The organism is Streptomyces sp. AC558_RSS880 (assembly GCF_019049255.1).
GTDB lineage: Bacteria > Actinomycetota > Actinomycetes > Streptomycetales > Streptomycetaceae > Streptomyces.
The window spans coordinates 370,854-382,834 of the sequence record NZ_JAGMUJ010000007.1; the positions used below are offsets into that span (position 1 = coordinate 370,854).

At 71.9% G+C, this 11,981-nt stretch carries 7 protein-coding genes; 6 read left to right on the top strand and 1 reads right to left on the bottom strand.

The genetic code is table 11. The annotated features are described in order from the left end of the window. Positions 1-3: 3 nt before the first annotated feature. The 6 genes from KUM38_RS03870 (at position 4) to KUM38_RS03895 (ending at position 9,909) form a co-directional block, all read left to right on the top strand. Positions 4-1,518 (top strand): FG-GAP-like repeat-containing protein, encoded by a 1,515-nt coding sequence (locus KUM38_RS03870; RefSeq protein WP_217127821.1) that lies wholly within the window; start codon positions 4-6, stop codon positions 1,516-1,518. A 197-nt stretch (positions 1,519-1,715) separates the two neighbouring features. Further along, a complete protein-coding gene (locus tag KUM38_RS03875) occupies positions 1,716-3,266 on the top strand; it encodes an alkaline phosphatase (protein WP_217127822.1) in 1,551 nt (516 codons plus the stop codon). A 91-nt stretch (positions 3,267-3,357) separates the two neighbouring features. Further along, a complete protein-coding gene (locus KUM38_RS03880) occupies positions 3,358-4,536 on the top strand; it encodes a hypothetical protein (RefSeq protein ID WP_217127823.1) in 1,179 nt (392 codons plus the stop codon). A gap of 226 nt (positions 4,537-4,762) precedes the next feature. Continuing rightward, complete coding sequence (locus KUM38_RS03885) at positions 4,763-6,259, top strand: bifunctional cytidylyltransferase/SDR family oxidoreductase (protein WP_217127824.1); 1,497 nt, start codon at positions 4,763-4,765, stop codon at positions 6,257-6,259. A gap of 183 nt (positions 6,260-6,442) precedes the next feature. Beyond that, the gene (locus tag KUM38_RS03890; RefSeq protein ID WP_217127897.1) at positions 6,443-8,518 is read left to right on the top strand and encodes a CDP-glycerol glycerophosphotransferase family protein; all 2,076 of its coding nucleotides are present in this window, start codon (positions 6,443-6,445) and stop codon (positions 8,516-8,518) included. Positions 8,519-8,721: 203 nt separating this feature from the next. Next, positions 8,722-9,909, top strand: a complete 1,188-nt coding sequence (locus tag KUM38_RS03895) for a glycosyltransferase family 2 protein (RefSeq protein ID WP_217127825.1) — start codon at positions 8,722-8,724, stop codon at positions 9,907-9,909. Here KUM38_RS03895 and KUM38_RS03900 read toward each other — a convergent pair. After that, a complete protein-coding gene (locus KUM38_RS03900) occupies positions 9,906-11,966 on the bottom strand; it encodes a CDP-glycerol glycerophosphotransferase family protein (protein ID WP_217127826.1) in 2,061 nt (686 codons plus the stop codon). The two genes, KUM38_RS03895 and KUM38_RS03900, sit on opposite strands and share 4 nt — an antisense overlap. Positions 11,967-11,981: the final 15 nt, after the last annotated feature.

An 11,981-nucleotide genomic window follows, 5' to 3' on the forward strand; every position in this document is an offset into this window, starting at 1 on the left:
GCCATGGCCGCGCCTTCCCCACGCCACAGGAACCTCACCCGCCCCGCACGGATCGCGCTCGCGACCGGTGTGGCACTCGTCGTCGCCGGGACCCTCGCGGTGCCCGGCGCGTACGCGGCGCCCGCCGGGGCACCGGCGGCCGGCGCCGCCCAGCCGCGCGACGACTTCAACGGCGACGGTTACGCCGACCTCGCCGTCGCCGCCCCCACCGCGACCGTCGCCGGCAAGAAGGGCGCCGGCTACGTCGCCGTGGTGTACGGGTCGGCGACCGGGCTGCGCACGGCGACCAAGCAGGTGTTCCACCAGAACACCGCCGGTGTTCCCGGCAGCGCGGAGACGGACGACGAGTTCGGCAGCGCGCTCACCACCGCCGACGTCGACGGGGACGGCTACGCCGATCTCGTCGTCGGCGTGGCCCGGGAGGACACCGAGGACGGCGGAGCCGACGCCGGGTTGGTCGAGGTGCTGTGGGGTGGGCCCCAGGGACTGTCCGGCGGCACCGCGCTCGCGTCGGGGCGGAACGCCCATGACGCGCTCGGCGCCGCCGGTCACCTGACCACCGGGGACGTAAACGGAGACGGCAGCCCGGACGTGGTGACCGTCGAGAACCTGCACGACCTGCGGATCCTCAAGGGCCCCTTCGGCCGGGACGGCGCCGGTCCGGGCGGCGAGCAGGTGGTGAAGGACGTGTACGACAGCCGGGTCCTCGACCTCGCCGCCGGTGACATCAACGGCGACGGCCTCACCGACGTCGTCGCCACCGAGAACGACGGCGAGGAGTACGACGCCCGCCGGGTCGTGTACTGGCTGGGCGACCGCACCGCGCTCAACCCCTTCACCCTCGTCTACGACATCGACGGCGCGGGGCTCCAGGGCGGCGAGAACCTCGACGTCGGGGACGTGAACGCCGACGGGTACGACGACATCGTGGTCGGCCGGGCCGTGGACGGGTACGACAGCGACCTCGACAACCCGTACGTCAAGGGCGGCCGGGTCACCTGGATCCCCGGCACCCCCGAGGGCCCCGACGGGGTCAAGGCCGTCTTCCTCAACCAGGACCGTCCCGGAGTGCCCGGCACCGCCGAGGACGACGACGCCTTCGGCACCGACGTCCACATCGGCGACGTCGACGGCGACGGCTACCAGGACGTCGTCACCGGAGTGCCCGGCGAGGACCTCGGCAGCGTGTCCGCGGCCGGCGCCGTCGTCGTGCTGCGCGGCACCGCGAACGGGCTCACCGGCGCCGGTGGCCTGACGGTCACCCAGAACACCGCGAACGTGCCCGGCACCGCCGAGAAGAACGACAGGTTCGGCGGTGCCGCCCACCTCGGTGACACCAACGGCGACGGGCGCGCCGACCTCGTCGTCGGCGCGCCGGGGGAGAACTCCGGCGCCGGGTCGGTGTGGTACTTCCGCTCCTCCCCGACGGCCGTCGCGGGCGGCGCCGGGACCTTCGGCGCGGGCACCCTCGGCACGGTGGCGACCGGAGCGAGGCTGGGCACCGCCTTCGCCGACTGACGGAACGGGCGACAACCGCCTTCGCCCGCCGCTCACCTGACGGACCCGTCGTGGCCACGGGATGTTCCCGCGCCGCGACGGGTTTTCCGTTGTCCCCCTGCTTGTCATGCACGCGAACCACGGTGTTCAGCGGACGGACCGCCCGGACCACGAGCTTCCCAGTGTCCGAGTGCCACACGAGGCAGGGGAGTCCGCCGATGACCGGAGCAGTTCAGCCCGACCGCCGCCGTGTCCTGACCGCCGGTGCCGCCGTGCTCGGCGCCGCCGCCTCCGCCCAGCTGTGGCTGCCGGCCACCGCGCACGCGGCCGGAGTGAAGCTGCCCGACGGTGTGTTCAGCCTGGGGGTGGCCTCCGGCGACCCGCTCCCGGACGGGGTCGTCCTGTGGACCCGGCTCGCCCCGGACCCGCTGAACGGCGGCGGCATGCCCGGCCGCACCGTGGCCGTGGAGTGGCAGGTGGCCCGGGACGCCCGCTTCAAGAAGGTCGTCCGCCGGGGCGTCGCTCCGGCCCGGAGCAGGTACGGGCACAGCGTCCACGTGGACGTACGCGGGCTGAGCCCGGACACCACGTACTGGTTCCGCTTCCGCGCCGGCGGGCAGCTCTCACGCGTCGGCCGCACCCGTACCGCGCCCGCCGCGGACAGCTCCGGCGGAAACCTGCGGGTCGCCCTCGCCTCCTGCCAGAACTGGCAGCACGGCTACTTCACCCCGTACGCCGACATGCTGCAGCAGGACCCGGACGTCGTGGTGTTCGTCGGCGACTACATCTACGAGTCCACCCCCTCGGCGACCGGCGTACGCCGCCACGAGGGCAGCGGTGAGCCGTACAGCCTCACGCAGTACCGCAACCGGTACGCCCAGTACCGCTCCGACCCGGACCTCGCGGAGATGCACGCCAACGCACCCTTCGTGGTCACCTTCGACGACCACGAGGTCGACAACGACTTCGCCGGCGAGATCCCGCAGGACCCGGACAAGCAGGCGCACGACCCGTTCGTCGCCCGGCTGACGGCCGCCTACCAGGCGTACTACGAGCACATGCCGGTCCGCGCCAGCTCCGTCCCCGACGGCCCGCACATCCGCATGCACCGCCGGCTGGAGTTCGGCCGGCTCGCCCGGCTCAACGTGCTGGACACCCGCCAGTACCGCAGCGACCAGGCCACCAGCCAGGAAGGCGCCCAGGACCCGTCGCTGACCATGCTCGGGGCCGCGCAGAAGCGCTGGCTGGTCGACGGGCTGCGCCACTCGCCCGCCCGCTGGAACCTGATCGCCTCCCAGATCATGATGGCCGAGACCGACCTCCAGGTCGGCGAGGGCAAGCTCTGGTTCTACGACGCCTGGGACGGCTACCAGGCCGAACGCAACGCGCTGCTCCAGGAGTTCCGGCGGGTCAGCAACCCCGTCGTCCTCACCGGCGACCGCCATCTGACGATGATCAGCGACCTCAAGGAGGACTTCGCCGACCCGAAGTCGGCGGTCGTGGGCGCCGAGTTCGTCGGCACGTCCATCTCCAGCAACGGCGACCAGGACCAGGCCGCGTTCCGCGCGCAGTGGGACCCGCGGCGCGCGGACAACCCGCACTGGAAGCTGCTCGACGCGCACCGCGGCTACCACCTGTTCGACATCGGTCAGGACGGCATCGACGCGCGCGTGCGGGTGGTGGACACCGTGGTGAAGCCGCGGGCCACGCCGAGCACGCTGGCCGGTCTGCGGGTCGAGGCCGGCCGCCCCGGAGTGCACCTGGTCTGAGCCCGCCGCCCGACGGGAGGAGCCCGGCGCTCAGGCGGGTCCCAGGCTCCTCTCACGGCATCCTCAGCGAGCCGTCCTACCGTGCCCCGGCATGGACACCGACTGTACGAGAGAAGAACCCCCGGCCACCGGCACCACGATCCCCCCGCTGCCCGCCGGCACCCGCCTGCTGCACATCGGTCCGCACAAAACCGGCACCACCGCCGTCCAGGGCGCGCTGTTCGCCGCGAAGGAGGAGATGGCGCGGCACGGCGTCGACTTCCCGGCGCACCGCCGGCACCCGATCGAGGCCGTCCTCGCCGCCTGCGCCCGGCCCGCGATGATGGGGGACACCGTCCCCACCGAGAAGCACTGGCAGCGGCTGCTGGACCGGGTGGCGGCCACCGGGGAGCGCACCTCCGTGATCAGCAGCGAGTTCTTCGCCGACGCCGAGGACGGGGCGACGATCGCGCGGATCGTCGGGCAACTCGGCGGCGACCGTGTGCACGTCCTGGTCACCCTGCGGCCCCTGGCGCGGATCATGCCCTCGCAGTGGCAGCAGTACGTGCAGAACGGGCTGCGGCTGGGCTACGAGCCGTGGCTGGAGCACATGCTCCGCAGGCCCCCGTACGACAGGCCCACCCCCAGCTTCTGGCGCCGGCACCGGCACGACCGGCTGGTCGAGCGGTGGGCCGCGGTGACCGGTCCCGACCGGGTGACCGTCGTCGTGGTCGACGACCGCGACCGGGGCGCGCTGATGCGCACCTTCGAGGCGCTGCTGGGGCTGCCCGAGGGGCTGCTGAGGCCGGTCCCGGAGACCGCGAACCGTTCCCTCACCCTCGCCGAGACCGAAATGCTGCGGAACCTCAACAAGGAATTCCGCGGCAATGGGATTCCGGAAGAGCTGTATTCGAGGCTGGTGCGGCACGGCGCGATCGCGCATATGAAGAACTCGTGCGGTCCCGCCCCGCAGGACGTGAAGATCCGTACTCCGCGATGGGCCCTGGAGGCCGCCGCCGGGATCGGCGCCGAGACGGCCGCGTGGATCGGCTCCACGGGCGTACGGGTCCTCGGCGACTTGGCGTCGCTGTCCCGCGTGCCGGCGTCCGGGGAGCCGGCGGGGGAGCCGCGGCTCGCTCCCGAGGCGGCCGCGCGGGCCCTGTTCGGGATGCTCGCCGCGGTCGCCGCGGTGAACGGCACCGGCAAAGGGCGTACCGTTCACCGGACATCGTCGAAGGAACTCGTGAAGGTCCTCGGTCACCGCTGCCTGAAACGGCTGCGCCTGCGCTGAGCCGACCGGGTGGTGTCACGCCTGTCACGCACAGCAATGACATAACTCCTGTGTAGTTACTCACAACAATTCGTGATGCGCCCCGGGAACCCTGACGGGGGCGCCAGGAGTCCAAGGTGAATGACAGGTTGCGCGCACATATGCGGCGGAGGTCGCTCACCTTGCACTGCGGTAACCACAAGTGGGACCATTTCGAAGTTCCCTGTCGCCCCAAGGTAGGTCACCTGTGTCCCAGCACATAGCCAAGCCCCGTACCACCGCAGTGATCCTGGCCGGCGGTACCGGTCAGCGGGTGGGTCTGTCGATCCCCAAGCAGCTGCTGAAGATCGCCGGCAAGGCAGTCATCGAGCACACCCTGGCCACCTTCGAGAAGGCCGACTCGATCGACGACATCATCGTGCTGATGGCGCCGGGATACGTGCCCGACATCGAGAAGATCGTCGCCAAGGCCGGGTTCACGAAGGTCGCCAAGGTCATCGAGGGCGGCTCGACCCGGAACGAGACCACGGAGCGGGCCATCGCCGCGCTCGGCGAGGGCCTGGCCGAGGGCGAGGACCGCAACGTCCTCTTCCACGACGCCGTGCGCCCCCTGCTGTCGCAGCGCGTCATCGACGACTGCGTGACCGCGCTGGAGCGCTACCAGGCCGTCGACGTGGCCATCCCGTCCGCCGACACCATCATCGTCACGCGCACGCACGGCGAGGACGGCGAGTTCATCACGGAGATCCCGGACCGCTCCCGGCTGCGCCGCGGCCAGACCCCGCAGGCCTTCAAGCTGTCCACCATCCGCCGCGCCTACGAGGTCGCCGCCGGCGACCCCAACTTCCAGGCCACGGACGACTGCTCGGTCGTGCTCAAGTACCTGCCGGACGTGCCGATCCACGTCGTGGCGGGTGACGAGTACAACATGAAGGTCACCCAGCCGGTCGACGTCTTCATCGCCGACAAGCTCTTCCAGCTCGCCTCCACCGCCGCGCCCGAGCAGGTCTCCGAGGAGGCCTACCGCGAGCTGCTCACCGGTAAGACGATGGTGGTCTTCGGCGGTTCGTACGGCATCGGCAAGGACATCGCCGAGCTCGCCGAGTCCTACGGCGCCACCGTCTACGCGCTGGGCCGCTCCACCACCGGCACCCACGTGGAGAACCCGGAGGAGGTCGACGACGCGCTGTCCAAGGCGTACGGCGAGACCGGCCGCATCGACTACGTCGTCAACACCGCGGGCGTGCTGCGCATCGGCAAGCTCGCCGAGACCGACAACGCCACCATCGAGGAGGCGCTGAAGGTCAACTACCTGGCCCCGGTGCAGATCGCCCGCTCCGCCTACAAGTACCTGGCCGAGGCCAAGGGGCAGCTGCTGCTGTACACCTCCAGCAGCTACACCCGCGGGCGCGCCGAGTACAGCCTGTACTCCTCGACCAAGGCCGCCATGGTGAACCTCACCCAGGCCCTGTCCGACGAGTGGGCCGGTGACGGCGTCCGGGTGAACTGCATCAACCCGGAGCGCACCGCCACGCCGATGCGCACCAAGGCTTTCGGGCAGGAGCCGGCGGGCAGCCTGCTGTCCTCCGAGGCGGTGGCCCGGACCTCACTGGACGTGCTGTTGTCCGAGCTCACCGGCCATGTCATCGACGTACGGCAGCAGGACCCGACGGCGGGTGCGGCACGGGCCACCGGGTTCGAGCAGGCGCTGGCCGCGGTGCTGGACCGTCAGGACGGCGTGTAATAATTGCCGCCAAATAGCCTTCCGTAATTCAGGCCCCTGCGGCCTCCTGTTCACGCGGTCAGTCGACGGGAGTTCGCGGGGGCCTGAATCCGTACCTCCCGAATTGCGCACAGGCACAAAACCGGCACTCCCCCCTCCAAGAGCAGGTTATTCGTGATATCCACCGCTATTCGCGTCGCCCGGGTGGGCAGCGCGGCCGAGCTGGCCGCGGCGGTCCTCATGATGCTGGGCTACCCCTGCCTCATGCTGGCCGCGCTCGTCCCGAGCATCCCCGCCTTCGCGGCAGCGGCCGCCGTGACGTACCTGGCGGACCACTATCTGCACCGCAAGGGCAGCTATCTGGTCAGCCGTCTCAGCAAGGTGCGGGCCGGCCTGTCGATCCGCTTCCTGATCCGGGAGCTGCTGCTGATCCTGCTGCTGGCCCGCCTGTCCCTCGCGGACAACCTGATCTACTACGGGGCGATCGCCTGCTTCATCGCCTTCTACGGTCTTCAGGCCCCGCACGGCGTGCTCACCACGCTGATCCGCAACCGCCGCCGGATGCCGGTCGCCACCCGCAACGTCGACCTGGCCTCCCGTATCCGCATCCCGGACGCGCCGCCGCGCGCGCTGCTGAACCGCGCCGCGGAGAAGATGCTCCACCTCGACCTCGCGGCGGTCGCCGGCATACTCGTCGGCGCCTCCCTGGAGTCGGCCGCCGTCGGCTACGCCGGCATCGGCGTCACGGTGGCCGCGGGCATCCTGTACATCCTCGTCCTGCTGCCCTACGTGCGCGGCCGGAAGACCCCGCCGAGCCCGGAGAAGGTGCTGGAGGCGGTCGACGGCTGGCTGCGCGAGTACCGCCCGGAGACCGTGCTGTACTTCTCCGGTTCCAAGGACTCCGCCTACCAGGTCAACATGTGGCTGGAGACCATGGAGCAGCTGGACACCCGTCCGCTGGTCGTCCTGCGCGAGCGGGTCATCCTGCAGAACCTGGCGCCCACCACGGTCCCCGTCGTCTGCGTGCCCGGAGGGGTGCACCTGATGAACATGGACCTGTCCACGGTGCGGGTCGCGCTGTACGCGGCGAACGTCGGCAAGAACATCCACATGCTGCGCGTGCCCACCATGAAGCACGTCTTCATCGGCCACGGCGACAGCGACAAGCTCGCCAGCGTCAACCCGTACAGCAAGGTCTACGACGAGGTGTGGACGGCCGGCCGCGCGGGCCGCGACCGCTACGCCATCGCCGACGTCGGTGTCCGCGACGCCGACATCGTCGAGGTCGGCCGCCCGCAGCTGGCCCCGATCCAGACCTGGCAGGGCGTCCCCGGCGACCGCATGCCGACGGTCCTGTACGCGCCCACCTGGGAGGGCTGGGACGACAACCCCGGCAACACCTCGATCCTGCTGGCCGGCGAGAACATCGTGAAGAAGCTGGTCGAGGCCGACCCGGCGGTGCGGGTCCTGTACAAGCCGCACCCCTTCACCGGCACCCGCAGCGCCAAGGCGAAGGCCGCCCACCAGCGGATCATCGCGCTGGTGGAGAAGGCCGCCGCCGCACGCGCCGCCGACCCGCGGTTCACCACCGACACCGCCGCCCAGGCCCGGGCCGGGGCCGAGCTGGCACGCATCGAGGCCCGGCTGGCCGAGCTGGCCGTCGGCACCGACAACGGCGACGAGGCCGAGGCCACCCGCGACGGGCTCGTCGACGTGGCCCGGCACGAGGAGACCGCCCGGCTGCGCGCCGAGTGGAACGCCGCGTACTGGCGCTCCTTCCCCGACTGGGAGCACCGCGTCATCACGGGCGCCGAGCCGCGGCTGTACGACTGCTTCAACGTCTCCGACGCGATGGTCTCCGACATCTCCAGCGTGGTCTCCGACTTCATCGCCAGCGGCAAGCCGTACGCCGTCACGGACTCCGCCGAGCTGGGCGTGGAGGAGTTCAAGCGGCAGAACACGGCGGTGCGCGCCGCGGTGATCCTGTCCAACAGCGCGAAGGAGCTCGGCGGGCTGCTCGACGCGGTCCGCGACCCGGCCGCCGACCCGCTGGCCGGGGACCGGGGGGAGCTCAAGCGCTATCTGCTCGGCCCGGACGAGCCGAAGTCCATCGACCAGTTCAACACCGCGGTCGCCCAGCTCGCGCTGAAGGCCGAGACGCGCAACCTCGGCCAGGAGTCCCGGATCACCACCGGCGGCCCCGACGTGGAGCTGGCGGACGCGGTGCCCGTGCCGCGGACGTCGGCGGCCGGTGAGACGGGCGGCGTCGACGTCGGCTGACCGGCCCGGCGGGCTCGACAGGGCTCGGCCCCCGAGGATCGACTCCTCGGGGGCCGAGCCCTTTCACCTGCCCGAAAGACCGTCGGCGACCCTGTGACGTGGACCACTAAAACAGGTGTCCGAGGCAACCCCTTGCCTCGAACGTCCGTCTAACAAGTAAAGAATGAGGCGATACGGGGGAAACGCCCCGTGACGAGGGGGAAGTGACCATGGCGCAGCCTGATGTCACCGTGGTCATCGGGGCGTACGAGGCGATGCCGTATCTGGTCGAGTGCCTCGCCTCCGTGGAGGCGCAGACCATCGCCCCGGAGCGCATCGAGGTCATCGCGGTCGACGACGGCTCGACCGACGGCACGGGGGAGTGCCTGGAGGAGTTCGCGGCCCGCGCGCCCATGCCGGTCACCGTGCTCCGGCAGGAGAACTCCGGCGGCCCCAGCGGCCCGCGCAACGTGGGCCTGGGCAAGGCCGCCGGACGCTACGTCTTCTTCCTGGACGCCGACGACCGGCTGGGCCCCGAGGCCCTGGAGCGGATGGTCGACATGGCCGACCGGGCCGGCACCGATGTCGTGCTGGGCCGGATCGAGGGCGTCAACCGGGGCGCGCCGAAGTCCATGTGGGGCAAGACGCTGGAGCGTACGGACGTCTACTCGTCCAACATCAAGTTCACGCTCAGCGCGCAGAAGCTGTTCCGCCGCGCGTTACTCGACCGGCACGGCATACGGTTCGACGAGTCCCTGTTCACCGGCGAGGACGCGCTGTTCACCATGGAGGCCTATCTGCGGGCCGACGGCGTCTCCGTGATCGCCGACTACACCTGCTACTACCTGGTGGGCCGCGACGACGGCAAGCACGTCACCAAGAGCGGCGGCTACGCCCTGCGGTTCGACTCCGCCCGCGCCCTGATGAACCTGATCGCCGATCTCGTCCCCGAGGGCCCCCGCCGGGACCTGCTGATGGTGCGGCCGTTCACGGTCACCCTGCTGCCCCAGTTCGGCCCCCGGTTCCTCAAGGACTCCGACGAGGTCCGGCGGCGCAAGCTGGAGCTGGCGCGGCCGCTGATGGACGTCCACTGGACCGAGGGCGTCGCCCGGCTGCTGAAGACCGAGGAGCGGCTGCGGCTGCACCTGGTGGCCGGGCAGCGGCTGGAACTCCTCACGGACGTCCTGCGGTTCCTCCGGGAGAAGAAGCAGCCGCAGGCCCTGCTGGAGCGGCGGGGCCGCCGCGTCTACCTCGCCTACCCGCACTTCCGTGACCGCGCGGCCGGCATCCCCGACTCCGTGTACCTGGCCTCCCCGCGCGAGGCCCGCGCGGTACCCGGCCACCGCGCGGACGGCACGGACTCCCTGCTGCGCCGCACCGTCCGCAAGGCCCGCCGCCTGCTGACCCCCTAGACGAGGCGGGGGGACGCCGGGTTCGTACCGTGCGCCGGGGTGGTCTCCTGGCGCTGGACGGGGAGTTCCGCGGTGAGGCGGTGCGTGGTGCGGGTCCGGCGGGCCTGGGACTCCGCGCACAGGGCCCGGACGGCCGCGGCGAAGCGCCGCTGGGACGGCGGGTCGGCCGGGCCCAGCAGGCGGAGCTTCAACTCCGCGCGCGCCGCCGCCAGTTCGTCCTTCCGCGGGTCGCGGACCGACTCCAGCAGGGCCGGCACCCCGGCGGCGTCCGGCGTCAGCACCGTCGCCGCCGCCACCGTCGGGAACGCCGCACGGAACGCCTCCTCGGGCAGCCCGCCGGTGTTCGCCACCGCGTACGGCTTCCCGCTCGCCAGGAAGTCGCTGATCACGCTCGACACATCACTGATCAGCAGGTCGGCGACGTTGAAGCAGGCGTACAGCCCGAGCCGGGCGTCCGTGACGACCTGGTGCTCCCACTCCGGCAGCGACGCCCAGTACGCCTCCTCCCAGGCCGCCGTCGCCCGCGCCACCGCCTGCGCCCGGCCCGGCTCCGGCGCGGACTGCACCAGCATCCGCTCGACCTGATCGGCGCCCGCCCGGAAGGTGGCCGTGGTGAGCCGGTCCAGCTCCGCGGTGCGCCGGGCCAGCTCCTCCGACGGCGCGGGACGCGCCCCGGACCGCTCCCGGTTCGCCGCCCGGATCAGCTCCCGCACGCGCCGGTCGGCGGCGCCCGCCCGCGGATCCACCGAGCCGGTCAGCGGATGCGGCTTGTACAGCAGCCGCACCCCCGGGTCGGCGAGCAGCGCCCGCACCAGGTTCTCGCCGGCCGCGACCACCGACGTGTTGCCCGGGTTGCCGTCCCAGCCCTCCCAGGTCGGCGCGTACAGCACCGTCACGTGGGAACCGGTGGGCGGACCCGCGTACGGGCGTACGGCGTCCAGCTGCGGGCGGCCGATCTCCACCACGTCCTTGTCCTCGACCCCCACGTCGGCCAGCGCGTACCGCTCGCGCGCCGCCGGACCGGCCACCCACACCTCGTCGTACGCCTTCGCGTACGGGTTGCAGGACGACAGCTTGTCGCTCTCGCCGTGGTTGACGAAGGTGTGCAGGATCGTGGGGATCCGCAGCACCTGGGAGGTCTTGCCGGAGTTCGACGGGTGGATGAGCACCTGGAGCGTGGACTGCTCCAGACGCATCAGCGTGGACACCTTCGGCAGGCACACGACCGGGATGTCGGTCGCCGCGATCCTCGGCACCATGAACCGCTCCCGCAGGACGATCACCGGCCGCCCGCCGAGCCCGGCCAGCGGCTCCAGCCACATGTTGGCCTGGTAGGCGGAGGACGGGCCGCCGGAGAAGTACAGGCCGACCGTCGGCCGGTACTCGGCCAGCCACGCGTCGAACCAGTCGAGCACCTCCTGCTCGCCCGCCGGACGCCGCCCCGGCAGCAGCCGCAGCAGCAGCGCGCCCAGGCCGACGGACGTGAGCAGCAGCGCCAGCGCGACACCGGCCGCCGCGTACCGGGCGTCGTCGGTGACCGCCGTCGCCGTCAGCCCGGCCGTGGCGGGCAGGCCGAACACCAGCAGCCGGTGGCCGGGGCGGCGCAGCAGCGCGGCCGGGGCGGGGGACAGGCGCAGCGCCGAGGCGTCGATGTTGCGGGTCAGCACCGGCAGCGTACGGGTGCGGCGGACCAGCACGGACACCACCTGGACCGTGCAGTGCAGCGCGTAGAAGGCGAGCAGCCCGGCGACCAGCGGGGCGTACTGCGTCTCCCGGTGCTGCTCGCCGAGCCGCAGCAGACCCGCCACCAGCAGCAGATCGCGCAGCACATGGCGGACGGTGACGTCCGCGTGCGACTTGGCGAACAGCGACACCATGCCGGGCTGCCACCGGTACAGCACGCCCTCGACCGCCAGGGACACGGCGGTCGAGGCGAGCAGCAGCGGCACATGGGGGCGCAGCGCGGCGACGGCCTGCGCGACGAAGGCGGCCGACACGGCGGCGAGGACGAGCAACTGGGCGGCGGTCCGCCGCCGGGGGGACGAGGGTTCGGGCACTGCGGTCACTCCAGG